The following is a 21,524-nucleotide window of genomic DNA, read 5'->3' on the forward strand; positions in this document are numbered from 1 at the left end:
GCGATTCACAGGAACGGGAAAGAGTGCTCTCAGCCGGGCCGCCCAGCCTTGGCGCATGCGTACCCAGATGCTCAGACCCGGCGGCGGGCCCGTCCGGGTGCTCGTGGTGGACGACGAGGCGCCGCTCGCCGAGCTGCTGTCGATGGCGCTGCGCTACGAGGGGTGGGACGTCCGCAGCGCCGGCGACGGGGCGGGCGCGGTCCGCTGCGCGCGCGAGTTCCGGCCCGACGCCGTCGTACTGGACGTGACGCTGCCGGACATGGACGGTCTCGCCGTGCTCGGGCGGCTGCGCGGCGAACTTCCGGACGTCCCCGTGCTGTTCCTGACGGCCGGGGACTCGGTCGAGGACCGGATCGCGGGCCTGACGGCGGGTGGCGACGACTACGTCAGCAAGCCGTTCAGCCTGGAGGAGGTCGTGGCGCGGCTGCGCGGGCTGATCCGGCGCTCCGGGGCGGCCGTCGCCGCCGTGCGCGACGAGTCGCTGCTGGTCGTCGGGGACCTGACGCTGGACGAGGACAGTCACGAGGTCGCGCGGGGCGGCGACGGGATCCACCTCACGGCGACCGAGTTCGAGCTGCTGCGCTTCCTGATGCGCAACCCGCGCCGCGTGCTCAGCAAGGCGCAGATCCTGGACCGGGTGTGGAGCTACGACTTCGGCGGCCAGGCCAACGTCGTCGAGCTCTACATCTCGTACCTGCGCCGGAAGATCGACACCGGCCGGCCGCCCATGATCCACACCCGGCGGGGCGCGGGATACCTGATCAAGCCCGGTGGGTGACTTCCGCGCCGCACGGGGTCCGGCCGCGCGGCGAGCGCCGAAGCGACTGGCCCGGGGAGAGGGGGGCGCGGGTACGGAAAGCCGGCCGTTCCGTGCCCGACCATAAACAACTATACGGCGTACAGGACTCCCTTGTACGGTGTACGGGAACAGCCGCGCCCTCCCCCGTACCCCCGCCCGAGGAGCCCCCGTATGACGGCGACGACCGCCGAGAACCGCCCCACCGCGCAGGGCCATCCGCAGCGCTGGCTCATCCTCGGTGTCATCTGCCTCGCCCAGCTCACCGTGCTGCTCGACAACACGGTCCTCAACGTGGCGATCCCCTCCCTCACCGAGGAACTGGACGCGTCCACCGCCGACATCCAGTGGATGATCAACGCGTACTCCCTGGTGCAGTCCGGTCTCCTGCTCACCGCCGGCAGCGCAGCCGACCGCTACGGCCGCAAGAGGATGCTGCTGGCGGGGCTCGCGCTGTTCGGGATCGGTTCGCTCGTCGCCGGACTCGCACAGTCCAGCACCCAGTTGATCGCCGCCCGCGCCGGCATGGGCGTCGGCGGCGCGCTGCTGATCACGACCACCCTCGCCGTCGTCGTGCAGATCTTCGACGACACCGAGCGGGTGAAGGCCATCGGCCTGTGGTCGACGGTCAACTCGCTCGGCTTCGCGGTCGGCCCGCTGATCGGCGGCGTCGTCCTCGACCACTTCTGGTGGGGCGCGATCTTCCTCATCAACATCCCCGTGGCGCTGGTCGGCCTGGCCGCCGTCGTCACCCTCGTACCGGAGTCCAGGAGCAAGCAGGGCGACCGCCCGGACCTGCTCGGCGCGCTGCTGTCCACGGTCGGCATGACCGCCGTCGTGTACGCGATCATCTCCGGGCCCGAGCACGGCTGGACCTCCACGCGGGTCCTCGCCTCCGCCGCGGCCGGCGTCGTCGTGCTCGGCGCGTTCGCCGTCTGGGAGCTGCGCATCCCGTACCCGATGCTTGACCTGCACTTCTTCCGCGACCAGCGCTTCGTCGGCGCGGTCGCGGGCGCGATCCTCGTCGCGTTCGGGATGGGCGGCTCGCTGTTCCTCCTCACGCAGCACCTCCAGTTCGTGCTCGGGTACGGGCCCCTGGAGGCCGGCCTGCGGACCGCGCCCCTCGCCCTGACCGTCGTGGCGCTCAACCTCACCGGCGTCGGCGCGCGGCTGCTGCCCCGGCTCGGTACGCCCGGAACCATCGCCTCCGGCATGACGCTGCTCTCGGCGGGGCTCGCCGCGATCGCCCTGTTCGGCGGATCCGGCTACGGGGGCATGCTGTGCGGCCTCATCGTGATGGGCGCGGGCATCTCGCTGGCGATGCCCGCCATGGCCAACGCCATCATGGGCGCCATACCGCCGGAGAAGGCCGGTGTCGGCGCGGGGATCAACGGCACCCTCGCCGAGTTCGGCAACGGGCTGGGCGTCGCCGTCCTGGGCGCGGTGCTGAACTCCCGCTTCGCCGCTCTCGTACCCGGGGCGGTCGCCGCGGCCTCGCTGCCCGCGGCGCTGGCGGCGGCGGACGGCCCCGGGGAGCGGGCCCGTATCGCGGACGCCTTCGCCTCCGGGGTCGGGACCAGTCAACTGGTCGGCGCCGTCGCGGTGCTCGCGGGCGGACTTCTCGCCGCGGCGCTGTTGCGGCGGGCCGAGCGGGCAGACTCGTCCGCACAAGCAGCGGCATAGCATCGGGAGCGGGGGACCGGACCGGAGATCACGGTCCGCCGCCCGCCCGCCCCGCCGGGAGAAGAGGAGTGTGCGTCATGGTGTCCGCGGCCGACCGCGTCAAGAATCCGGCCCGTAACAGCGTCTGGCTGGAGGAGAGGACATCGCGCACCCGCAAGGCCGACCAGCCGGCCGGTCTCGACCGCGACCGCATCACCGCGGTGTCGGTGCGGCTGCTCGACGCGGAGGGGCTGGCGAAGTTCTCGATGCGGCGCCTCGCGGCCGAGCTCAACGTCACCCCGATGTCCGTCTACTGGTACGTCGACACCAAGGACGACCTGCTCGAACTGGCCCTCGACTCGGTCTTCAGCGAGATCGCGCCGCCCGCGGACACCGAGGACTGGCGCGACCGGCTGCGCGGACTGGCCACCAGCTACCGCGAGTTGCTGGTCCGCCACGTCTGGGTGTCCCCGCTGATCGGCACCTACCTGAACATCGGGCCGCACTCGCTCGCGTTCTCCCTGGCCGTGCAGCACGTCATGCGGGCGACGGGGCTGCCGCCGCACGGGCAGATGGGCGCCCTCGCCGCGGTGTTCCAGTTCGTGTACGGGTTCGGGACGGTCGAGGGCCACTTCGTCCAGCGGTGCGCGTCGGCGGGCATGAGCCAGGACGAGTACCTCTCCGAGGCGATGGGCGGGATCAGCGCCGCGCCGGACCTGCGGGACTCGTTCGAGAACGCGCAGAAGCTCCTCGACGCCCGGGACGGGGAGACGGTCGAGGAGATGCGCGAGCGTGACTTCGATTTCGCTCTGGAGACGCTGATCGCGGGTATCGAAGCGATGGCGTCCCGCTGAGTGACCGGGGCATGCCCGCGCATGCTTCGTAGCAGGACAGAAGCGGATAGAGTCTGTCCGTCCTTTGCTCGCAGTCGGGAATGTGCTGCGGAGCTCTCCTGCGCATGGCCGCACCCTCAGCCATGCTCGCCGAAGAGGTTCGTGGTGACTGCGTCCGACATTCCAGAGATTTCATACGATTCTGCCCATTTGGGGCCTTCTGGCGCCCTGGCGGAATCCCTGGCAGCCGCCGCCGTCGCCCTGCACGAGACCGAGGGCCGGGCGGAGAAGGCGCAGCTCGCGGTGCGGCTGGCCACGGACATTGTGCCGGACGCCGATCACGCGGGCATCTCCCTCGTGGAACGCGCCGGCCGCGTGCGCACCCTCGCCTGGACCGACGAGGTGGTACGCACCGTCGACGCCGCCACGGCCTGCGGATCGGGCTGCGTGGTGCGCCGGCCGGAGCTGTGGACCAGCCCCGTCGCCCGCATGGAGGACATCACCGCGTGCGAAGGCCACGGGGCGGTGCTCGCCGACAGCGGGCTGCGCTCGGCGCTGTTCCTGCGGCTCCGCGGCCATCAGCGGAAATTCAGTGTGCTGACCCTCTACTCGCGCACGCCCCGGGCCTTCGACGACGGCTCCGTACGCGCCGGACGGCTCTTCTCGGCGCATCTGGGCATCGCCCTGGAGTCCGTCGACGTACAGGAGCAGCTCGCCGAGGCCATGCACACCCGCGACGTGATCGGACAGGCCACCGGCATTCTGATGGGCCGCATGAACATCGACGCGGCGCAGGCCTTCGACCGCCTCGTGCGGGCCTCGCAGAAAGGCAATGTGAAACTCCGCGACATCGCGTCACGGATCGTCGAGGTCAGGGCCACCGAATAGCACCCCGCGTCACCGTGGCATTTGCGGGAACATGGAATGCATGACGGACACGGCGCAGGGTGCGGACGGCACCAGCAGAAGGCCGGTCGACGGCTTCGACCTCGCGTCGATCCAGGACGCGGTCAGCGAGTGGCGCGGCCTGCACGCCTTCCTCCAGGACGTCACGGAGCGCGCGGTGAAGGCCATGGGCGGCGACGCGGACACGTGCAGCATCACGATGCGCCGCGCCGGACGCCTGGTCACGGCCGCCGCCGACAGCGGCGGCGCGCTCGAACTCGACCTGCTCCAGTACGAGGCCGAGGCCGGCCCCTGCGTGTGCAGCATGGAGAACAACGAGGAGAACTACGTTCCCGACATGCTCGTGGAGCGCCGCTGGGCCCCGTACCCGACCGCCGCCGCCGCGCACGGCGCGCGCTCGGTCCTCGCCACGCCGCTGGCGCTGAACAGCCACTCCGTCGGCGCCCTCAACCTCTACTCCTGCAAGCCGGACGCGTTCGCGGGGCACCTGGAGACCGCACGGCAGCTCTCCGCCCAGGCCGCCGGGGCCGTCGCCGTCGCCGAGCGCATCGAGCAGGAGGCCGAGACGGTGGACGACCTGCGGACCGCGATGCTCTCGCGCTCGGTCATCGACCAGGCGATCGGCATCGTCATCGCCCGCAGGCGCTGCACCCCGGACGAGGCGATGGCCGTACTGCGCCGCGCCTCCCAGGCCCGCAACGTCAAACTGCGGGACCTCTGCCACGACCTGGTGACCGACATGGCCGGCGGCCCGCCGACGCCCGGGTCCTTCACCAAGCGCGGCCGTCAGCAGCCGCCGCCCGACGGAACCGCCCCCGTCTAGCCCGCGGGCGGCCCCGGCGGCGTCCGCGCGCCCTCAGCCGGCCTGCGGCAGCGTCTCCCCCTGCACCGCCTGGACGTCGAGCTCCACCCGCAGCGTCGCCCCGATGGCCGAGACGCCCGCCTGCACCACCTGGTTGTAGTTCATGGCGAAGTCCTCCCGGCGCAACTGGGCCGTGGCCCGGAAGGCCGCCCGTACGCCGCCCCAGGGGTCCGGGCCCGTCCCCAGGTAGCTCAGGTCCAGATCCACCGGGCGGGCGACGCCGTGCAGCGACAGCTCGCCGTGGACCGTCCACCGGTCGGTTCCGGCCGGGGTCAGGCCCGTACCGCTGTACGTGATCTCCGGGTACCGCTCGACGTCGAGGAAGTCGGGCGACTTGAGGTGCCCGTCCCGCATGCCGTTGCCGGTGTCGATGCTCGCGGCGCCGATCACCGCTTCGACGCGCGACTTCTCCAGGTCCTCGTGGATCTCGACGCGCCCGCCGAATTCGAGGAACCGGCCGCGCACGCTGGACAGGCCCAGGTGCTGGGCGACCGCCGCCACCGAGGAGTGCGCGGGGTCCAGCGTCCAGACGCCGGGCGGAGGCAGCTCCACACCGCCCTGGCGGGCCAGGACGACCGTGCCGGCGTCCGCCCGGCCGCTCGCCGTCACGAAGGCCGTGGCAGCGGCGGGCGCGTAACCGGCCGCCGTCACGACGACCGTGCAGGCGCCGGCCGGCAGGGGAGCGCCGGTCCGCACCACCCCTTCCTCGTCGGCCGCCGCCCGGACCACCTGCGTGCCCGTCATGTCGGTCACGGTCACCACCGCGTGCTGCACGGCCCAGCCGTCCCGGGTCCGTACCTGTGCGCGAAGTCCCATCCCGTTCTCTCTTCCTTGGAATTACGAGGGCCCCGGCCGGGACCGACAGGCCGTCCCCTGCCTGTCGGCCCCCGCCGGGGCCCGTTTCCGCACCGGCCGCCGTCCTGGGCGCGCCTCCGCTGGGGACGCGCCCCGGGCGGCCGGGGGCTTTCGGTTACTCGCCCGGGTGGGCGAGCTCGATGTCGTGGCCGTCGACGCCGCGGCCCGTGACGGTGAGGGCCCCGGCCACCGGCGGGTAGCCGGTCGCGACGACCGTGTACTCGCCCGAGTCGAGGTCAGCGAAGGCGTACGCCCCGTCGTCCCCGGTGGTGGAGGTGGCGACCACGTTCCCGGCCGCGTCCATCAGCGTCACGCGGGCGTCCGCCAGCGGACGCCGGGCGGCGCCGCCGCGTACCGTGCCCTGCACCAGGGCCCCCGACCGGAGGGCGATCTCGACGCGGGTGACGCCCTGGCCGCCGATCTCCACCGGCAGCGCCGCCGGCCGGAATCCGGCCGCGTTCACCGCGACGGTCACCGTGCCCGGGATCAGCTCGCCGAAGACGAACTCGCCCTGCGCGGACGACCTGCCCGTCGCCAGCACGTCGCCGCGCACGTCGGTCACGATCACCATGGCGTCCTCGACCGGCAGACCGCCGTCGGCGGCGCGCACGGCTCCGGTCAGCCCGCTCGTACCGGACAGGAGGATGTCGTACGCGACGGGCTCGTCGGCCACGACCACGGTGGACGCCTGCGGCTGGAAGCCGTCGGCGGAGGCGATCAGGACGTACGAACCGGCTGCCGGGGCGTCCAGCGCGTACCGGCCGTCCTGGGCCACCGCGCGGCCGAGCTGGCGGCCGGCGAGCGAGATGAGGGTGACCGCGGCGTGCGGGACGGCCGTCCCCTCGGCGGTGCGGACCGTGCCGTGCAGGGTCCTGCCGGTCGCCACGGGGGCGGCGGCGGGCGCGGCGGCCGGCGCGGCCTCGTGGTCCGCCGGCGCGGTCTGCGCCGCGTCGTCGTGGGACGACTTCAAGGGGACCTCCTTCACGAACAGGACCAGGAGCAGGCCGACCAGCGCGATGGGCGCGGCGTACAGGAAGAGGTCGGTGACCCCGTCCCCGTACGCGCTCTCCATGACCGTCCTGATCGGCTTGGGCAGGGCGTCCATGTCCGGGATGGTGTTCCCGCCGGCCGCGCCGCCGGGCTTGATGTGCAGGGCGGCCAGGCCGTCCTCGACGTAGTGCGTGATGCGGCTGGAGAGCACCGCGCCGAGCGCGGAGACGCCGACCGCGCCGCCGAGCGAGCGGGTGAAGGTGACCAGCGAGCTGGCCGCGCCGAGCTCGGCGGGCTTCACCTGGTTCTGCGAGGCCAGGACGAGGTTCTGCATCATCATGCCGAGGCCGAGACCCAGGACCGCCATGTAGACGGCGACCTGCCAGTACTCGGTGTCGTACGTGATGGTGCTGAGCAGGCCGAGGCCCGCGACGAGGCCGACGCCACCGCCGACCAGGAAGCCCTTCCAGCGGCCCGTCTTGGTGATGATCTGACCGGAGACCGTGGACGAGACGAACAGGCCCGCGATCATCGGGATGGTCATGACGCCGGACATCGTCGGCGACTTGTCCCGGGCGAGCTGGAAGTACTGGCTCAGGAAGACGGTCGAGCCGAACATCGCGACACCGACGAAGAGGCTCGCGAAGGACGTGAGCGCGATCGTGCGGTTGCGGAAGAAGCGCAGCGGGATCAGGGGCTCTTCGGCCTTCGTCTCGACCACGACGAAGAGCACGCCGAGCAGGAGCGAGCCGCCGACCATGGCGTACGTCTGCCAGGAGATCCAGTCGTAGTTGTCGCCCGCGAGCGTCACCCAGATCATCAGCAGCGACACCGAGGCGGCCAGGAAGAACGCGCCGAGCCAGTCGATCTTCACCTTGCGGCGGACGACCGGGAGCTTGAGTGTCTTCTGGAGGAGGACCAGGGCGATGGCCGCGAAGGGCACGCCGACGTAGAAGCACCAGCGCCAGCCGAGCCAGTCGGTGTCGGTGATGACACCGCCGAGCAGCGGACCGCCGACGGTGGCGACCGCGAAGGTGGCGCCGATGTAACCGGCGTAACGGCCGCGCTCACGCGGCGGGATCATCGCGGCGATCACGATCTGCGACAGCGCGACCAGACCGCCGGTGCCGACGCCCTGGAGCACGCGGAACGCGATGAGCGTGCCGGTGTTCTGCGAGATGCCGGCGAGCGCCGAACCGATGACGAAGATGACCAGGGCGATCTGGACCAGCAGCTTCTTGCTGAAGAGGTCCGCGAGCTTGCCCCACAGGGGGGTGGTCACGGTCATGGACAGCAGGGCCGCGGTGACGACCCAGGTGTACGCGCTCTGGGTGCCGTCGAGGTCCCTGATGATCTCGGGGAGGGCGTTGGACACGATCGTCGACGAGAGCATCGCGACGAACATGCCGAGCAGAAGGCCGGTGAGGGCCTCCATGATCTGCCGGTGAGTCATCGGCGCGCCGTCGGAGGAGTGGTGGGGGGACCCCTGCTTGGCGTGGCCGCCCCGCACACCGGCCGGTGTGGTCGTAGCCATTGAATTCCTTTGCATTACGCGGGTGTCGCGGGTGGAACGGGCACGTGTGCGTCGTGCTCGAAGTGGTGGGGGGCCCGGGCCCGGCAGTCGCCGAAGCTGCTGCGCAGGCGGGCCAGCATGGAGTTGAGCTGCCCGACCTCGTCGTCGGACCAGTCGGCGAGGGCGCCGGCGAGCGTCTGGGTGTAACGCTCGGAGAGCTCCTCCAGCAGCGCCCGGCCCGCCGGGTTGAGCCGCAGGATCCGTGAGCGCTTGTCGCACGGGTCGGGGGCCCGGTCGATCCAGCCGCGCTCGGCCACATGGGCGACGTGCCGGCTGGTGACCGACATGTCGACCGCGAGCAGCTCCGCGAGCCGGCTCATCCGCATCTCTCCGTGCCGGTCCAGGACGGTGAGCACCGCGGCCGATCCGGCCGGGCAGTGCGCCGGAAGGACGCGGGCCAGATCGCGCTTGACGGCGCCGATGGCGCTGAGCTGCCGGGCCAGTTCCTCGAACCGGCTCTGTGCGGCCATGGGCACCTCCCACATCTTGTTGCTTAGGGCAACCATAGAAGTAGTTGGTTGCTCCAGGCAAACGAATTCGGGCCCGCCGGGGTAAAGGAACCCAAAAGGCTCCGTGCGCGGCGGGTCAAGGGCGTCAGGGTGGCCGGTAAAGCCGCAGATCACCGCTGTCGAGGGTCCTGGGGTGTGCTCCGGGGGCCCACTTCGCTAGGGTCGTGGCCCATGGCACACAACCCCCATGCTCCCCAGGGCCCCGAGGGTCAGTACGACCCGGCCGGCAGCACCCAGATGTTCCGCGCCTTCGTCGACGAGGGCGAACCGCAGCGGCAGCAGCCGGCCGCGGCCGCCGCTTCGGGCGGCCCGAAAACCGGACTGATCGTCGGCGTCGTCGCCGTGCTCGTCGTCCTCGCGGCGGTCGCCTGGCTCGCGCTGGGCTGATCACCGCGATCGGCCGGTCACCGCGATCGGCCGGTCACCTCCACGCGGCGGTGACGTCCTGCGTCTCGACGCGCATCCCCAGCGGGACCCGCCAGGCGTCCACGCACACGGTGTACGTCTTCGTCACGGCCGCGCCCGCGGCGATCGGCCCGGGCAGCGGCTGGGACGACGTCCTGGTGCCCCAGTCCACGCCGAGCGCGCCGATGATGTGGGTCGCGAAGGTCACGGTGCCCGAACGGACCGCGGATCCGCCGGTGTTGCGCAGCGGTACGGTCACCCGCTCGCACCACCGCTCGCCGCCCGGCGCGAGCAGCGGGTCGCCGACCACGAGCACGGCGGGCCCGGGGGGCGGCGCCGGGGGCGTTCCCCCCGAGCCGCTGCCCGGCGGTACGGGCGTCCCGGTCGCCGGCGGCTTCGTCGACGTACCGCCACCGCCACCACTGTGACCGCCACCGCTGTCACCGTCACCGCCGTCACCGCCGTCTTCGCCCCCGCCGGGCGCACCGGGTGTCCTCGGGGCGTCCGGCCCGTCGGTGCCGGGTACGTCGTCCCTGCCGGGCGGCTGCCGTGTCGCGGAGCCACCGCCGCCGGCCGCCCCCGTACCTTCCGTGTCGCCGGCGCCCCGGTCGCCCCCGGGCGGACCCTCGCCGCCGGGCCCGGCGCGCCCGCCGCCGGGCGCGCGCTTCCCGTCGAGCGGCACCAGTTCCACCTCGCCCTGCGGCGGTACGGCCCGGCCGGGCGCCCGCTCCGGCCCCGAACCCGCCGCGCCGACCGCCACGTAACCGTCGTCGCCGCTCCCGCCGCCGCACGTGGTCAGGATTCCGCCCAGGCACAGCACGACCGCCGTGGCGCCCATGGCGGCGCCCCGGCGGCCGTGTGTCAGACCATGACGTCGCATCGCGCCAGTGTGTCTGACGCACCGTCAATTAGTAACCCCGCCGGCCGGGCGCACGGAGTCAGTCGGCGATGAGCCCTTCGCGCAGCTGCGCGAGCGTCCGCGTCAGCAGCCGGGAGACGTGCATCTGGGAGATGCCGACCTCCTCGCCGATCTGGGACTGCGTCATGTTCGCGAAGAACCGCAGCATGATGATCTGGCGCTCGCGCGGCGGCAGTTTGGCCAGCAAGGGCTTCAGCGACTCGCGGTACTCGACGCCTTCCAGCGCCATGTCCTCGTACCCGAGCCGGTCCGCCAGCGACCCCTCGCCGCCGTCGTCCTCCGGGGAGGGCGAGTCGAGCGAACTGGCGGTGTAGGCGTTGCCCACGGCGAGGCCGTCGACGACGTCCTCCTCCGACACCCCGAGAACCGCGGCGAGTTCGGGCACGGTCGGCGACCGGTCGAGCTTCTGCGCCAGGTCGTCGCTCGCCTTGGTCAGCGCGAGCCGCAGCTCCTGGAGGCGGCGGGGGACCCGTACCGACCAACTCGTGTCGCGGAAGAAGCGCTTGATCTCACCGACCACCGTCGGCATCGCGAACGTCGGGAACTCCACGCCCCGTTCGCAGTCGAACCGGTCGATCGCCTTGATCAGGCCGATCGTGCCGACCTGGACGATGTCCTCCATCGGCTCGTTGCGGCTGCGGAAGCGGGCCGCCGCGTACCGGACCAGCGGCAGGTTCAGCTCGATGAGGGTGTCCCGCACGTACACACGGTCGGGACTGTCCTTGTCGAGGGCGGCAAGCCGCAGGAAGAGGGAGCGGGACAGAGTGCGGGTGTCGATGGCTTCCGGCTGCGACACCAGCGGCGGCGGCTGAGGAGCCGTCACCTGGTCGAGCACGGCGGGCACTTCCTTGGTGAGCACCTTCGAGCTGCCCTGTTCTGCGGACATGCCGGCCCCCTTTCAGTCCTGCGGTCGCTGACGGTAGCGTCGGGGCGCTCCCGTCGGAGGAAGCAGCCTCCACCTGAATACCGGCGGCGAAGCTGCGGCAAACGCGGTTCCAGCAGAATGTCACATGTCGGCAACACGCTGTAGCGCCAAGTCGACAAATCTGCGCAGGAAAGAGGGGGTGTGCGGCTTTTCGGCCATGTGTGAGTACTACCCGATCCGGTTACGCCTCGATCCGATTTGCGGATCTCAGGCGGGCGAAGCTTCTCGCCAGCAGTCGCGACACATGCATCTGTGAGACGCCCAGCTCGGCGCTGATCTGGGACTGCGTCAGATTGTTGTAGTACCGGAGCAGCAGGATCCGCTGTTCGCGCTCGGGCAGTTGTACGAGCAGGTGCCGTACGAGGTCGCGGTGCTCGACGCCGGCCAGTGCCGGGTCCTCGTACCCGAGCCGGTCGAGCAGCCCGGGCAGCCCGTCGCCCTCCTGGGCGGCCTCCAGCGAGGTCGCGTGGTACGAACGCCCCGCCTCGATGCAGGCCAGCACCTCGTCCTCGGAGATGCGCAGGCGCTCGGCGATCTCGGCGGTCGTGGGGGAGCGCCCGTGGGCGGTCGTGAGGTCCTCGGTGGCCCCGCTGACCTGCACCCACAGCTCGTGCAGCCGCCGGGGCACGTGCACCGTCCTGACGTTGTCGCGGAAGTACCGCTTGATCTCGCCCACGACGGTCGGCATCGCGAACGTCGGGAACTGGACGCCCCGGTCGGGGTCGAACCGGTCGATCGCGTTGATCAGCCCGATCGTGCCGACCTGTACGACGTCCTCCATGGGCTCGTTGCGGCTGCGGAAGCGGGCCGCGGCGTACCGCACCAGCGGCAGGTTCGCCTCGATGAGGGCGCCCCGTACGCGGTTGTGCTCGGGCGAGCCCGGGGCCAGCCCTTTCAGCTCCCCGAAGAGCACCTGTGTGAGGGCCCTGGTGTCCGCACCACGGCTCTTGGGAGTGCTCACCGGGGGATCGGGCGCGGTCTCCGGCGGGAGGGGCTGGAGCTGCTGGGGCGGAGCTTGAGGCGCTGTACTGGCCGGCACGGTCACGCCACCCCTTTTCTCGGTCAACCACGACAACTCATCCGTCAAAAGCGGTCATAGCATCACAAGACATGTGCACTGTGTGCAAGCACCGTATAACTCCGTGTTGACGGCAACTCGGGTCTTAAACATGCGAAAACCCCGCACCGGAGCGGTGCGGGGCCTGCCGGTGCGGGGGATCAGAACTCGTAGTCGGCGATCACCCACGTGGCGAATTCACGCCACTGTCCGGCGGCCGCCTGGTGGGCGGGGTGCTCGATGTACCGCTTCAGCGCATCGCGGTCTTGGACCGCCGAGTTGATGGCGAAGTCGTACGCGATGGGCCGGTCGGTGATGTTCCAGGCGCACTCCCAGAACTCCAGCTCGGGGACGACCCCGTCGAGCTCCTGGAAGGCCTTCACGCCGGCGACGACGCGCGGCTCGTCCCGCTCGACACCCTCGTTGAGCTTGAAGAGGACCAGATGGCGGATCAAGGGGCACTCCTACTGGATCAGCTGGGTCATGAACTCGCCGACCCCCTGGGCGGCGCTGGACACGCCTTCGAACCCTACCTGGACCAGGTCGGCCGCCCGGGCGGGGGAAGTGATGATCGTGTACAGCGCGAAGGAAACGAGCACGTACAGCGCGATCTTCTTCGTTTGCACCATCGGTGCGGCCTCCCCTGCCGGTCCCGTGAGTCGCGTGAGTCTAACCGCACAACGCGAAAGCCCCGACTCGGGGAGTCGGGGCTCTCGTTCTGAGCGGTAGCGGTGGGATTTGAACCCACGGATAGCTTGCACCATCACACGCTTTCGAGGCGTGCTCCTTAGGCCACTCGGACACGCTACCGAGAGAGAGCTTAGCCCACACCGGGGCGTGCTCCGAAATCGGTTGGTCAGCGGTCCCGGAAGAAGGCCGTCAGCCGGTCCGCGCACTCCCTCTCCAGCACGCCCTGGATCACCTCCGGCCGGTGGTTCAGCCTCCGGTCCCGTACGACGTCCCAGAGCGAACCGGCGGCGCCCGCCTTCTCGTCGAGCGCCCCGTACACCACCCGCTCCACCCGGGACTGCACGATCGCGCCCGCGCACATGGTGCACGGCTCCAGGGTGACGACCAGCGTGCAGCCGGTGAGCCGCCACGCGCCGAGCGCGTGCGCCGCCCTGCGGATGGCCAGCACCTCGGCGTGCGCCGTGGGGTCGCCCGTCGCCTCGCGCTCGTTGTGGCCCGTCGCGAGCAGCGAGCCGTCGGGAGCCAGCAGGACGGCGCCGACCGGCACGTCACCGGCCGCCGCCGCCCGCGCCGCCTCGTCCAGTGCCAGGCGCATGGGCGCCCGCCACCGGTCCCGCACCGGGTCGGGTTCGGGTCGTTGTTCCTCAGTCACTGCCGGGGTCACTACTGGACGGTCTCCAGTACGTCGGCCGCGCCCAGCGCGTCGGCGATCTCCGCCAGCGCGTCCGTGCCGAGCGCCAGCAGCTCCTTCTCGGAGAGGCCCAGGTCCGCGAGGACCCCCGGCTCCCCGAGCGGACCCGCCGGTACGGCGCCGCCGTCGTCCGCCCTGATCTCCTCCTCGTCCGTGTCCTCCATGGCCTCGTCCGGTTCCCCGTCCTCGGTGCCGTCGAGATCGACGAGCTCCTCCAGGACGTCCGGGTCCTCGGGGTCCCGGCCGAGCAGTTCGTCCGTGAGCAGGATCTCCCCGTACGAGGAACGGGCGGCCGCGGCCGCGTCGGAGACATAGATGCGCGGGTCCTCCTCGCCGTCCACCCGGACGAGGCCGAACCATGCGTCTTCCTGCTCGATGAAGACGATCACCGTGTCGTCGTCGACCGCTGCCTCGTGGGCCAGATCGGTCAGGTCGGACAGCGTTTCCACGTCGTCGAGCTCCGTGTCGCTCGCTTTCCACCCGTCTTCGGTGCGCGCGAGCAGTGCGGCGAAGTACACCGTGACTCTCCCACTGGTCTTGAGAAGTGCCGGTTGGAGTTCCTCCCGGCCGGAGGGTGTCGCTGGTCGGGGAGAAACCGAATCGCAGCTCCGAGCCCCGCCCACTCGGAATCGTGGCAGAAGAAAGCGTTCCGCGAGAGGTCTTCCGCTCTTGCGTCGTGTACCAGTCCTGCGAGAGGCCCCCTACCAGCGGAAGGTGCGCATCCGCATCTGCTGCCGCATCCGGGCCGCCCGGGCCCGGCGCGGCTGCACCCGTTCGCGCAGCGCCTTCGCCTCGTTGAGCTCGCGCAGGAACTGGGCGCGCCGCCGCCTGCGGTCCGCCTCGCCCGTGGTCTCCCGCTGTTCCGGATCGCCTTCCCGCCGCTGATCCTGGTCCCGGTCTCCGTCCGGCATCGGCCACACCACCCCAAGCCCGCGTCTGCCCTCACCCCACCTTCCCTCCGCCCGGCGTGTTGATGCCAGCACGAGGGGCCCCTACTGCCCGGTTACTGTTGACGTCATGCGGATCCACGTCGTCGACCACCCGCTGGTGGCGCACAAACTCACCACGCTGCGCGACAAGCGCACCGACTCCCCGACCTTCCGGCGCCTCGCCGACGAGCTGGTCACCCTGCTCGCGTACGAGGCCACCCGGGACGTGCGCACCGAACAGGTCGACATCGAGACCCCGGTGACGGCGACGACGGGCGTGAAGCTGTCCCACCCCCGCCCCCTGGTCGTACCGATCCTGCGGGCCGGACTCGGCATGCTGGACGGCATGGTGCGGCTGCTGCCGACGGCCGAGGTGGGCTTCCTCGGTATGATCCGCAACGAGGAGACGCTCCAGGCGGAGACATACGCGACCCGCATGCCGGAGGACCTCTCCGGCCGCCAGGTGTACGTCCTCGACCCGATGCTGGCCACCGGCGGCACGCTGGTCGCGGCGATCCGCGAGCTGATCAAGCGCGGCGCGGACGACGTCACGGCCGTCGTGCTGCTCGCCGCGCCCGAGGGCGTCGAGGTCATGGAGCGCGAGCTGGCCGGCACCCCGGTCACCGTCGTCACCGCCTCGGTGGACGAGCGGCTCAACGACCACGGCTACATCGTGCCGGGGCTCGGCGACGCGGGCGACCGGATGTACGGCACCGCCGGCTAGCGGACCGCCGTACGTCCCGGCACCCCGGTCATCAGCACTTCGCGGAGGGCGCGGGCGCGGGCCTGGCCAGGACGGCCAGCGCCTCGTCCGCGTCCTTCTTCTTCGTCAGGGTCTTGAAGCCGGAGCCCAGGATCAGGTCGACGTCGGCGCCCTTGCGGGCGTCGGCCTTCCGCGCGGCGCCCTTGAGCTGCGTACCCAGCACGGGCATGACGCCGGACACCGCCTTGGGCGCGCCGAGCAGTATCCCGGCGCCCTTGACCTTCTTGTCGTACTCCGGCGGCGCGTTGCCGACCTTGCCGATGGCGAAGCCGCGCTTCTTCAGCTCGTCGGCCGTCTCCTTTGCGAGACCGCTGCGCTTGGTCGCGTTGTAGACGTTGACCTTGATCGCGCGGGGCTTGGGCAGGGCGGCGGCGCGGGCCGGCGCGGACGTCGCCGCCGGTCTGTCGCAGCTCTTCACGCGCCCGGCGGCCGAGGTCTTCGTCGTGCCCCCGGTGAAGACGTCGATGAGCTGCAACGTCCCCCAGCCGGCCAGACCGAGGGCCACGAGGGAGGACACCACCACGAGGATGGTCCTGCGCCGGTTCCGGGGGCGGCGCATGCGCGGGAACTTGTCGCCCGTAATGCGGTACTTTCCGCCCATGCCGGGGGGAGTCAGCATGCTCATGGGCGCAGCGTAGTGCGCACGGGGAGCAATGCCTACTAAATGATCAATGACACCGGGCAGGCCAACCCGTAAGGCCCAATCGGGACAGCTGTTCGGGTCGTCGCGTACCGACGGGCCGGGGCGTCACATGCCGTCGAGTTCGAGGACGCGCGCGTGCAGCACCTGGCGCTGCTGGAGCGCGGCGCGGACCGCGCGATGCAGCCCGTCCTCCAGGTACAGGTCGCCCTGCCACTTCACGACGTGGGCGAAGAGATCGCCGTAGAACGTCGAGTCCTCGGCCAGCAGTGTCTCGAGATCCAGCTGGCCCTTGGTCGTCACCAGCTGATCGAGGCGGACCGGGCGCGGCGCGACATCCGCCCACTGCCGGGTGCTTTCCCGGCCGTGGTCGGGATACGGCCGGCCGTTTCCGATGCGCTTGAAGATCACACGGAAAGCCTACCGGGCAAGCGGCTCCGGGCGCAGCCATGAGGACGGGGTGCAAACGTCGTATTCAGTGCGGAAACGGGACCGAATCACGAGCGGAACGGTGCCCTCCGGTGATGTGGCCGGGTGTGGTGACCGCGTGGGGGCCCGCGTTCCACCGCTCGGGCGGGCCGGGCGGGGCATTCCCCCGTTCGGAGTACCCCGCGTCCCGGGGGTCACTTCGCCGGGGGCTTCTTCGCCGCCTTCTTGGCCGCCGCCTTGGCCTCCTGCTTGAACGCGCGGACCTTCGTCAGGGACTCCGGGCCGGTGATGTCCGCCGCCGACCGGAACGACCCCTCGTCGCCGTACGCGCCCGCCGCCTCCCGCCAGCCCTGCGGCCGTACGCCGAGCTGCTTGCCCAGCAGGGCCAGGAAGATCTGCGACTTCTGCTTGCCGAAACCCGGAAGCGCGTTCAGCCGGGCCAGCAGTTCCCGGCCGGTGGCGACATCGCGCCAGATCGCCGTCGGGTCGCCGTCGTACTCGTCCACCAGGTACTGACAGAGCTGCTGCACGCGCTTGGCCATCGACCCCGGATAGCGGTGCACGGCCGGCTTGGCCGACAGCAGCTCGACGAACGCCTCCGGGTCGTACGCGGCGATCTCGTGGGCGTCGAGGTCGTCGCCGCCCAGCCGCTGGGCGATGGTGTACGGGCCCGCGAACGCCCACTCCATGGGGATCTGCTGGTCGAGCAGCATGCCGATCAGGTCGGCGAGTGGGCTGCGGCCGAGCAGTTCGTCGGCCTCCGGTTGCTGGGCGAGGCGGATCTCAGGGCTCATGCCCCGATGATCACCCGGACGGGGCCGCGGCGCACACGCCCGCCGGGCGGACCGGCGCGAGGCGTCCGATCATCGGAGGGCGACCCTCCGGAAGGACCGGCCCATGTCCGACACACCGCCTCGGCCTCCGGGTGATCCCGGGTGGGGCCCTAGCCCGCCGGACGGCGGCCTCCCTCCGCCCGGCTGGGCCGGCTACGCGCCGCCGCCCCGCAGGCGCCGCGTCTGGCCGTGGGTCCTCCTCGGCCTCGTCGTCCTCTTCGCGGGCGGCTGCATCGCCGTCATCGCCACGGTCGCCACGGTGATCGACGACGAGTCGACCCGGACCGCGAAGGTGAGGTACGCCGTGACGGGCGACGCCAGGGGCGTCACCATCAGGTACACCGTCTGGAAGGACGGGAACGCCTCGTCGGTGACCCTCTCCGGCGTGCGCCTGCCGTGGCGCGAGGAGGTGGAGACCACCGGACTCCTGAAGGGCGGCTCGCTGGCCGTCACCACCGGGCCCTCGGGGGGCACGGCCGTCTGCTCCGTGACGGTGGACGGCGTGACGCCGCAGACCGCCAGGGCCACCGGCAGGTTCGCGACGGCGACCTGTGACGACTTCTGAGCCGGTGCGAGCCGGCCCCCGGCGCCTCCCGTGCCTGTGCGGCGGACGCTTCCCCGCGCCGCGTCCGGCATGACTGTCAGACCCCCGTGGAACGCTTTACCCAGTCGGCCGCACCGGGGTGGGGATCATGGTCTCGTACGACGATTGCGACACGTGCGGAATCCCGCACGCCAGATGGCGCGAGGCGCTGCGCATGACGCTGTGCGCCCGCTGCGAACGGACCGGCGGCGACCGCGCCGCACGGGAGCCGGTGCTGCTGGGCGAGGTGCTGGCGGCGACCGCCGCGCTCCTGAGTCCCACCGCACAGGACGCGGCCCTGTCGGCCGGGCTGCCGGGCTTGGCCGGGTTGTCGGGTACGCGTGTCCCGCCACCCGTGCCCGAGGACGGCGCGGCGCCCGTTCCTCCCAGCCGGGCCGCATGATTCTCTCGTATCCGGGATATCCTCTCTGGTATGAGAACTCCAGTGGAGGAGCGTCTGGCGGAGAGGCTCGCCGCCCTCCGGATCGAACACGGCTGGTCGCTGGACGAACTGGCCGGCCGCGCGGGCGTCAGCCGCTCCACGCTCTCGCGGCTGGAACGGGCCGAGATCAGCCCGACGGCGTCCGTGCTCGGCAGCCTGTGCGCGGTCTACGGGCGCACGATGTCGCGCCTCCTGGCCGAAGTGGAGTCCGAGCCGCCGCAGCTCGTCCATGCCGACCGCCAGCTCGTATGGCGGGACGAGGAGTCCGGCTTCACCCGCTGCTCGGTCTCCCCGCCGCACCCCGGCCTGCGGGCCGAGATCGTGGAGGGCGTCCTGCGGCCGGGCGCGGACATCGCGTACGACGGACCGCCCGTGCCGGGCATCGAGCAGCACATCTGGGTGCTGGACGGCGGCCTGGAGATCACCGCGGGCGACCAGGTCCACGAGCTGCGCACCGGGGACTGCCTGCGCTTCCGGCTCTGGGGCCCGTCGCGCTTCCGCTGCCCCGGCCCCGCCGGCGCGCGCTACATGGTGGCGGTGGTCCAGCCGTGACCCACCACGCTCCCGCGCATCCCGCACGCCCCGCGGCCGTTCACGTGATCACCCGCCTGTCCGCCGACGAGTTCCGCGCCGAAGTGCGGAACCTGGCCGGCGTGCTGGCCGACGCGGTCGACGACAACGCGTCCGTCGGCTTCCTGGCCCCCTTCGGGCCGGACGAGGCCGCCGCCTGGTGGGCCGCCCAGCAGCCGGCGGTGGCCGACGGCAGCCTGCGCGTGTGGGCGGCCCGCGGACCGAGCGGCACAACGGGCACCTTCGCCCTGTCCTTCAGCCCCAGGCCCAACGGCCGGCACCGCGCCGAACTGGTCAAGCTCATGGTCCACCGCGGCGCCCGGGGCCAGGGCCTGGGCCGCGCGCTCCTCGACACCGCGGAGCGCGAGGCCGCCCGCGCGGGTGCCACGCTCCTGCTCCTCGACACGGAGGGCTCCAGTCCCGCCGAGCGCCTCTACCGCTCCGCCGGCTGGACCCACTACGGCACCGTCCCCGACTACGCGGCCGACCCGGCCGGCACGCTCAAGGCGTGCAGCTTCTTCTACAAGCGCCTGGCGGGAGGATCCGCGCCCGGGGGCCCGCCGCCCAAGTGATCACCCGCGGGCCTTGCCCGGCCGGTGAGCGGGGCGCACGCTGAACGTATGGCTGCGCAGGAGGGCCCGACGCTCATCACCTCCGTACAGCGAGCCTTCCGCCTGCTGGAAGCGGTCGGCGCGCACAGCGGCGGCGCGCCCGCGAAGCAACTGGCGCGCGAGACGGGCCTGCCGCTCGCCACCGCCTACCACCTGCTGCGGACACTGGCCCACGACGGCTACGTACGGAAGCTCGACGACGGCGGGTTCGTCATCGGGGACCAACTGGGCGCGCTGCACGCCGGAAGCCGCGGACAGGCGCTGCTCAGCCGTATCCGCCCCACGCTCGCCGCCCTGCGCGACGAACTGTCGGCCGCCGCCTATCTGACCTTCTACGAGGACGGCGAGATCCGGGTCGCCGAGATCGTCGACGGACCGCGGGCGCCGCGGGTCGACCTCTGGGTGGGCTTCGAGGACGCCGGACACGCCACCGCGCTCGGCAAGTGCGTCCTGCGGGAGCTGGACGAGGAGGCCCGCGCCGACTACCTCTCCCGGCACTCACTGGCCGACCTCACACCCCGGACCATCACCCACCGGGCCGAACTGCTGCGGCGACTCGAAGCCCCGGTCACCGCCCCGGCCGTCACGGACCTGGAGGAGTACTCCCTCGGCACGGTCTGCGTCGCGGTGCCCGTCTACAGCGGCGACCGCCTCGGCTCGCTCGGCATCTCCATGCCGGCGGACCGGCTCTCCCGCGTCGACGAGGTACGCGCACGTCTGCTGCCCACCGCCGGCCGCGTGACCAGGGGCCTCTCGCTCACTATCTGAAATCCCCGTCCTTGTGGGCACCCGCCCCGAGCCTGTTTGCTGGACGAAAGGGACATTCGGCACCAAGTGTCGCCACCGGGGAGAGGATCGCGGACCACCGTATGAGCAAGGCCCCAGACCACCCAGACCATGCAGGCGGCCGGTGGCCGACGAGGCCGTCCCCGGGGATCCGGGCAGGAGCCGCCGCGCGGTACGCCACCTGGGTTCCCCCGATCGTCGTCTCCGCCGTCGTACTCCTCGCCCTGACGACCGGATCCGCGCCCACCTGGCTGCCCCTGCTCGCCGCCGGACCGGCGCTGGCCGCCACCACCGGCCGGCCGCGCGGAGTCCTGTACGTCGGTCTCCTCGCCGCCGTACTGGCAGCCGTGCTCGGTGGCCGCGCCGGAGTACCGGGCCGCGAGCTGGCCGTCCACATCGCGGCGCTGCTCGCCGTGACGCTGGCGGGCGCCCTGGCCGGCGGGCTGCGCGTACGCCGCGAACGGGTCCTCGCGGACGTCCGCTCGGTCGCCGAGGCCGCCCAGCACGCCCTGCTCAAGCCCGTGCCCGCGCGGGTCGGCCCGTTCCAGGTGGCCGTCCGCTACAGCGCCGCTGCGGCGGAGGCCCGCATCGGCGGCGACCTGTACGCCCTGGTGCCGACTCCGTACGGGGTCAGGCTCATCGTCGGTGACGTACGCGGAAAGGGGCTGCCCGCGGTGGGCACGGCCGCCCTGGTGGTCGGCGTCTTCCGGGAAGCCGCCTACGACGAACCCGACCTGCTCGACGTCGTCGCCAGGATCGAGCGGAGCCTGGCGCGCAACCTGGGCGCGGACGACTTCGTCACGGCCGTCGTCGTCGGCTGCCCCGGCGCCGGACGCATGGAGGTCGTCAACTGCGGGCACGCCCCGCCGCTGGTGGTCCGCGGGTCCCGCGTACGGGCCGTCGAGCCGACCCGCCCCGCCCCGCCGCTCGGCCTGCGGGCCCTCACCGGCGAGACCCCGAGCCTCCAGGTGCTGCCCTTCGCCGACGGCGACCAACTGCTGCTCTACACCGACGGGGTCACCGAGGCCCGCGACCACGACCGGGCCTTCTACCCCCTCCTCGACCGGGCGGCGCGGCACCTCTCGGACGAGCCGTCCCGCACCCTCACCGCACTCCACGCCGACCTGCTGGCGCACGTCGGCGGCCGGCTCCACGACGACGCGGCGCTGCTCCTGCTCCGGCAGCCGGCCACCGCACCGGCGGACGGCCCGCGCCCGCAGGCCCCGGCCGGCGAACCGGCGCACCTCCCGGCCGAAGTCCGCTGA

General features: G+C 72.0%; 27 protein-coding genes and 1 tRNA gene. 13 read left to right on the forward strand and 15 right to left on the reverse strand.

Going from position 1 to position 21,524, the window contains the following annotated elements; translation table 11 throughout:
• Positions 1-55: 55 nt before the first annotated feature.
• The 5 genes from ACWGH0_RS01025 to ACWGH0_RS01045 all read left to right on the forward strand — a co-directional run bounded on the left by ACWGH0_RS01025 (position 56) and on the right by ACWGH0_RS01045 (position 5,020).
• Positions 56-778: a response regulator transcription factor gene (locus tag ACWGH0_RS01025; RefSeq protein ID WP_453401977.1), complete on the forward strand. Its 723-nt coding sequence runs from the start codon at positions 56-58 to the stop codon at positions 776-778.
• Between the two features lie 192 nt (positions 779-970).
• Positions 971-2,479: an MFS transporter gene (locus ACWGH0_RS01030; RefSeq protein ID WP_453401978.1), complete on the forward strand. Its 1,509-nt coding sequence runs from the start codon at positions 971-973 to the stop codon at positions 2,477-2,479.
• Positions 2,480-2,556: 77 nt separating this feature from the next.
• Positions 2,557-3,312 (forward strand): TetR/AcrR family transcriptional regulator, encoded by a 756-nt coding sequence (locus ACWGH0_RS01035; RefSeq protein ID WP_453401979.1) that lies wholly within the window; start codon positions 2,557-2,559, stop codon positions 3,310-3,312.
• Positions 3,313-3,501: 189 nt separating this feature from the next.
• Entirely contained in the window at positions 3,502-4,179 is a 678-nt protein-coding gene (locus ACWGH0_RS01040; RefSeq protein WP_453401980.1) for an ANTAR domain-containing protein, read from the forward strand.
• A gap of 40 nt (positions 4,180-4,219) precedes the next feature.
• Positions 4,220-5,020, forward strand: coding sequence for an ANTAR domain-containing protein (locus ACWGH0_RS01045; RefSeq protein WP_453401981.1), 801 nt, complete (start codon positions 4,220-4,222; stop codon positions 5,018-5,020).
• Between the two features lie 33 nt (positions 5,021-5,053).
• Here ACWGH0_RS01045 and ACWGH0_RS01050 read toward each other — a convergent pair whose 3' ends face one another.
• The 3 genes from ACWGH0_RS01050 to ACWGH0_RS01060 all read right to left on the reverse strand — a co-directional run bounded on the left by ACWGH0_RS01050 (position 5,054) and on the right by ACWGH0_RS01060 (position 8,947).
• Positions 5,054-5,875, reverse strand: a complete 822-nt coding sequence (locus tag ACWGH0_RS01050; protein ID WP_453401982.1) for a YceI family protein — start codon at positions 5,873-5,875, stop codon at positions 5,054-5,056.
• Positions 5,876-6,029: 154 nt separating this feature from the next.
• Positions 6,030-8,438: an MFS transporter gene (locus ACWGH0_RS01055; protein ID WP_453401983.1), complete on the reverse strand. Its 2,409-nt coding sequence runs from the start codon at positions 8,436-8,438 to the stop codon at positions 6,030-6,032.
• A 14-nt stretch (positions 8,439-8,452) separates the two neighbouring features.
• On the reverse strand, positions 8,453-8,947 hold the full coding sequence (locus ACWGH0_RS01060; protein ID WP_453401984.1) for a MarR family winged helix-turn-helix transcriptional regulator: 495 nt from the start codon (positions 8,945-8,947) through the stop codon (positions 8,453-8,455).
• Positions 8,948-9,157: 210 nt separating this feature from the next.
• Between ACWGH0_RS01060 and ACWGH0_RS01065 the strand changes: the two genes are divergently transcribed.
• Positions 9,158-9,373: a hypothetical protein gene (locus ACWGH0_RS01065; RefSeq protein WP_453401985.1), complete on the forward strand. Its 216-nt coding sequence runs from the start codon at positions 9,158-9,160 to the stop codon at positions 9,371-9,373.
• A 34-nt stretch (positions 9,374-9,407) separates the two neighbouring features.
• On the opposite strand, the gene ACWGH0_RS01070 is transcribed toward ACWGH0_RS01065, so the two are convergent.
• From ACWGH0_RS01070 to ACWGH0_RS01110, 9 genes are all read right to left on the reverse strand, one after another.
• On the reverse strand, positions 9,408-10,271 hold the full coding sequence (locus tag ACWGH0_RS01070) for a hypothetical protein (protein ID WP_453401986.1): 864 nt from the start codon (positions 10,269-10,271) through the stop codon (positions 9,408-9,410).
• A 58-nt stretch (positions 10,272-10,329) separates the two neighbouring features.
• Positions 10,330-11,196, reverse strand: coding sequence for an RNA polymerase sigma factor SigF (locus tag ACWGH0_RS01075; protein ID WP_453401987.1), 867 nt, complete (start codon positions 11,194-11,196; stop codon positions 10,330-10,332).
• A gap of 220 nt (positions 11,197-11,416) precedes the next feature.
• On the reverse strand, positions 11,417-12,274 hold the full coding sequence (locus ACWGH0_RS01080) for an RNA polymerase sigma factor SigF (protein WP_453401988.1): 858 nt from the start codon (positions 12,272-12,274) through the stop codon (positions 11,417-11,419).
• 179 nt (positions 12,275-12,453) lie between these two features.
• Positions 12,454-12,747, reverse strand: coding sequence for a Dabb family protein (locus ACWGH0_RS01085; RefSeq protein WP_214921391.1), 294 nt, complete (start codon positions 12,745-12,747; stop codon positions 12,454-12,456).
• Positions 12,748-12,756: 9 nt separating this feature from the next.
• On the reverse strand, positions 12,757-12,921 hold the full coding sequence (locus ACWGH0_RS01090; protein WP_453401989.1) for a hypothetical protein: 165 nt from the start codon (positions 12,919-12,921) through the stop codon (positions 12,757-12,759).
• Positions 12,922-13,015: 94 nt separating this feature from the next.
• Positions 13,016-13,102 (reverse strand) — tRNA-Ser (locus ACWGH0_RS01095).
• A gap of 46 nt (positions 13,103-13,148) precedes the next feature.
• Positions 13,149-13,577 carry a tRNA adenosine(34) deaminase TadA gene (gene tadA / locus ACWGH0_RS01100; protein ID WP_453402062.1) on the reverse strand — a complete coding sequence of 143 codons (429 nt, stop codon included), beginning with the start codon at positions 13,575-13,577 and terminating at the stop codon, positions 13,149-13,151.
• 68 nt (positions 13,578-13,645) lie between these two features.
• Positions 13,646-14,191 carry a tRNA adenosine deaminase-associated protein gene (locus ACWGH0_RS01105; RefSeq protein WP_453401990.1) on the reverse strand — a complete coding sequence of 182 codons (546 nt, stop codon included), beginning with the start codon at positions 14,189-14,191 and terminating at the stop codon, positions 13,646-13,648.
• Positions 14,192-14,374: 183 nt separating this feature from the next.
• A complete protein-coding gene (locus ACWGH0_RS01110; RefSeq protein ID WP_453401991.1) occupies positions 14,375-14,584 on the reverse strand; it encodes a hypothetical protein in 210 nt (69 codons plus the stop codon).
• Positions 14,585-14,690: 106 nt separating this feature from the next.
• Here ACWGH0_RS01110 and upp point away from each other — a divergent pair, with 106 nt between their 5' ends.
• Positions 14,691-15,326 (forward strand): uracil phosphoribosyltransferase, encoded by a 636-nt coding sequence (upp, locus tag ACWGH0_RS01115; RefSeq protein ID WP_453401992.1) that lies wholly within the window; start codon positions 14,691-14,693, stop codon positions 15,324-15,326.
• Between the two features lie 31 nt (positions 15,327-15,357).
• Here upp and ACWGH0_RS01120 read toward each other — a convergent pair whose 3' ends face one another.
• The 3 genes from ACWGH0_RS01120 to ACWGH0_RS01130 form a co-directional block, all read right to left on the reverse strand.
• Positions 15,358-15,990 carry a LytR C-terminal domain-containing protein gene (locus ACWGH0_RS01120; protein ID WP_453401993.1) on the reverse strand — a complete coding sequence of 211 codons (633 nt, stop codon included), beginning with the start codon at positions 15,988-15,990 and terminating at the stop codon, positions 15,358-15,360.
• Positions 15,991-16,113: 123 nt separating this feature from the next.
• Positions 16,114-16,416, reverse strand: coding sequence for a type II toxin-antitoxin system VapB family antitoxin (locus ACWGH0_RS01125; protein WP_453401994.1), 303 nt, complete (start codon positions 16,414-16,416; stop codon positions 16,114-16,116).
• Between the two features lie 212 nt (positions 16,417-16,628).
• A complete protein-coding gene (locus tag ACWGH0_RS01130) occupies positions 16,629-17,228 on the reverse strand; it encodes an HhH-GPD-type base excision DNA repair protein (protein WP_453401995.1) in 600 nt (199 codons plus the stop codon).
• 103 nt (positions 17,229-17,331) lie between these two features.
• Here ACWGH0_RS01130 and ACWGH0_RS01135 point away from each other — a divergent pair, with 103 nt between their 5' ends.
• The 6 genes from ACWGH0_RS01135 (at position 17,332) to ACWGH0_RS01160 (ending at position 21,524) form a co-directional block, all read left to right on the forward strand.
• A complete protein-coding gene (locus tag ACWGH0_RS01135) occupies positions 17,332-17,832 on the forward strand; it encodes a hypothetical protein (RefSeq protein WP_453401996.1) in 501 nt (166 codons plus the stop codon).
• A gap of 127 nt (positions 17,833-17,959) precedes the next feature.
• Positions 17,960-18,253: a hypothetical protein gene (locus ACWGH0_RS01140; RefSeq protein ID WP_453401997.1), complete on the forward strand. Its 294-nt coding sequence runs from the start codon at positions 17,960-17,962 to the stop codon at positions 18,251-18,253.
• Between the two features lie 30 nt (positions 18,254-18,283).
• Positions 18,284-18,844, forward strand: a complete 561-nt coding sequence (locus ACWGH0_RS01145) for a helix-turn-helix domain-containing protein (RefSeq protein WP_453401998.1) — start codon at positions 18,284-18,286, stop codon at positions 18,842-18,844.
• Positions 18,841-19,434 (forward strand): GNAT family N-acetyltransferase, encoded by a 594-nt coding sequence (locus tag ACWGH0_RS01150; protein WP_453401999.1) that lies wholly within the window; start codon positions 18,841-18,843, stop codon positions 19,432-19,434. Before ACWGH0_RS01145 ends, ACWGH0_RS01150 begins: the two co-directional genes overlap by 4 nt.
• A 48-nt stretch (positions 19,435-19,482) precedes the next feature.
• On the forward strand, positions 19,483-20,241 hold the full coding sequence (locus tag ACWGH0_RS01155) for an IclR family transcriptional regulator (RefSeq protein ID WP_453402000.1): 759 nt from the start codon (positions 19,483-19,485) through the stop codon (positions 20,239-20,241).
• A 101-nt stretch (positions 20,242-20,342) separates the two neighbouring features.
• Positions 20,343-21,524: a PP2C family protein-serine/threonine phosphatase gene (locus ACWGH0_RS01160; RefSeq protein WP_453402001.1), complete on the forward strand. Its 1,182-nt coding sequence runs from the start codon at positions 20,343-20,345 to the stop codon at positions 21,522-21,524.

It is taken from the genome of Streptomyces sp. NPDC054887, from assembly GCF_053610585.1.

Excerpts from the sequence above, each read along its gene's own strand:
- ACWGH0_RS01025 (WP_453401977.1), top strand. The coding sequence starts at position 56 with ATGCGTACCCAGATGCTCAGACCCGGCGGCGGGCCCGTCCGGGTGCTC.
- ACWGH0_RS01030 (WP_453401978.1), top strand. The coding sequence starts at position 971 with ATGACGGCGACGACCGCCGAGAACCGCCCCACCGCGCAGGGCCATCCG.
- ACWGH0_RS01035 (WP_453401979.1), top strand. The coding sequence starts at position 2,557 with ATGGTGTCCGCGGCCGACCGCGTCAAGAATCCGGCCCGTAACAGCGTC.
- ACWGH0_RS01045 (WP_453401981.1), top strand. The coding sequence starts at position 4,220 with ATGACGGACACGGCGCAGGGTGCGGACGGCACCAGCAGAAGGCCGGTC.
- ACWGH0_RS01050 (WP_453401982.1), bottom strand. The coding sequence starts at position 5,875 with ATGGGACTTCGCGCACAGGTACGGACCCGGGACGGCTGGGCCGTGCAG.
- ACWGH0_RS01055 (WP_453401983.1), bottom strand. The coding sequence starts at position 8,438 with ATGGCTACGACCACACCGGCCGGTGTGCGGGGCGGCCACGCCAAGCAG.
- ACWGH0_RS01060 (WP_453401984.1), bottom strand. The coding sequence starts at position 8,947 with ATGGCCGCACAGAGCCGGTTCGAGGAACTGGCCCGGCAGCTCAGCGCC.
- ACWGH0_RS01065 (WP_453401985.1), top strand. The coding sequence starts at position 9,158 with ATGGCACACAACCCCCATGCTCCCCAGGGCCCCGAGGGTCAGTACGAC.
- ACWGH0_RS01070 (WP_453401986.1), bottom strand. The coding sequence starts at position 10,271 with ATGCGACGTCATGGTCTGACACACGGCCGCCGGGGCGCCGCCATGGGC.
- ACWGH0_RS01075 (WP_453401987.1), bottom strand. The coding sequence starts at position 11,196 with ATGTCCGCAGAACAGGGCAGCTCGAAGGTGCTCACCAAGGAAGTGCCC.
- ACWGH0_RS01090 (WP_453401989.1), bottom strand. The coding sequence starts at position 12,921 with ATGGTGCAAACGAAGAAGATCGCGCTGTACGTGCTCGTTTCCTTCGCG.
- tadA (WP_453402062.1), bottom strand. The coding sequence starts at position 13,577 with ATGCGCCTGGCACTGGACGAGGCGGCGCGGGCGGCGGCGGCCGGTGAC.
- ACWGH0_RS01110 (WP_453401991.1), bottom strand. The coding sequence starts at position 14,584 with ATGCCGGACGGAGACCGGGACCAGGATCAGCGGCGGGAAGGCGATCCG.
- upp (WP_453401992.1), top strand. The coding sequence starts at position 14,691 with ATGCGGATCCACGTCGTCGACCACCCGCTGGTGGCGCACAAACTCACC.
- ACWGH0_RS01120 (WP_453401993.1), bottom strand. The coding sequence starts at position 15,990 with ATGAGCATGCTGACTCCCCCCGGCATGGGCGGAAAGTACCGCATTACG.
- ACWGH0_RS01130 (WP_453401995.1), bottom strand. The coding sequence starts at position 17,228 with ATGAGCCCTGAGATCCGCCTCGCCCAGCAACCGGAGGCCGACGAACTG.
- ACWGH0_RS01135 (WP_453401996.1), top strand. The coding sequence starts at position 17,332 with ATGTCCGACACACCGCCTCGGCCTCCGGGTGATCCCGGGTGGGGCCCT.
- ACWGH0_RS01140 (WP_453401997.1), top strand. The coding sequence starts at position 17,960 with ATGGTCTCGTACGACGATTGCGACACGTGCGGAATCCCGCACGCCAGA.
- ACWGH0_RS01145 (WP_453401998.1), top strand. The coding sequence starts at position 18,284 with ATGAGAACTCCAGTGGAGGAGCGTCTGGCGGAGAGGCTCGCCGCCCTC.
- ACWGH0_RS01155 (WP_453402000.1), top strand. The coding sequence starts at position 19,483 with ATGGCTGCGCAGGAGGGCCCGACGCTCATCACCTCCGTACAGCGAGCC.
- ACWGH0_RS01160 (WP_453402001.1), top strand. The coding sequence starts at position 20,343 with ATGAGCAAGGCCCCAGACCACCCAGACCATGCAGGCGGCCGGTGGCCG.